Source organism: Rhodococcus sp. BUPNP1, assembly GCF_002215235.1.
Lineage (GTDB): Bacteria > Actinomycetota > Actinomycetes > Mycobacteriales > Mycobacteriaceae > Rhodococcus.
In genome coordinates this window covers 1-953 of the sequence record NZ_NERM01000078.1, presented here as the reverse complement: position 1 = coordinate 953, position 953 = coordinate 1, and the positions used below count along the sequence as shown (strand labels likewise).

Annotated in this window: 1 pseudogene; it reads left to right on the top strand. The window is 69.2% G+C overall.

From position 1 onward, the window contains the following. Positions 1-953: pseudogene (locus B9C99_RS25475) on the top strand (glucose-6-phosphate isomerase); the annotation flags it as partial.

Here is a 953-nt window from a genome sequence, read left to right as displayed (position 1 = left end):
GTCGCCGACGTCCACGCCGTGCTCGACCGGATGGGCGAGTTCACCGACCGCCTCCGCACCGGGGCTTGGCGCGGCGCCACCGGGCAGAAGATCGCCACGGTGGTCAACATCGGCATCGGCGGCTCCGATCTGGGCCCGGCGATGGTCACCCGCGCACTGCGCCGTTTTCACGACGGGCCGGCGGCGCGGTTCGTCTCCAACGTCGACCCGGCCGATCTGACCGCGGCGCTGGCCGATCTGGACCCGGCCACCACCTTGTTCATCGTCGCGTCGAAGACCTTCTCCACCCTCGAAACCCTCTCCAACGCCACCGCCGCGCGCCGCTGGCTCGTCGAGACGTTGGGCGAGGATGCCGTCGCGAAGCATTTCGTGGCGGTGTCGACGCATACGGAGCGGGTGGTCGAGTTCGGCATCGACCCGGCGAACATGTTCGAGTTCTGGGACTGGGTCGGTGGGCGGTATTCGGTGGGTTCGGCGATCGGCCTGGCCGTGATGTGCGCCATCGGCAAGGCCCGGTTCGGTGAGTTCCTCGCCGGCATGCACGCGATCGACACCCACTTCGCCACCGCGGCCCCGGCACAGAACGCACCGTTGTTGGCGGGGTTGGTCGGGGTGTGGAACGCGAGCATCCTCGGCCATCGCTCGCGGGCGGTGGTGCCCTATGCGCAGGATCTGGCGCGGCTGCCGGCCTATCTGCAGCAGCTGACCATGGAATCGAACGGCAAGTCGGTGCGCGCCGACGGCACCCCGGTCTCGTGCCCGACCGGGGAGGTGTTCTGGGGTGAGCCGGGCACCAATGGTCAGCACGCCTTCTTCCAGTTGCTGCACCAGGGCACCGAGATCGTGCCGGTCGATTTCCTCGGCCTGGCCCGTTCCGGCGACGACCTGCCCGCCCGCGACGGGCAGACGAGCATGCAGGTGCTGGTGCTGGCGAACATGTTCGCCCAGGCCAA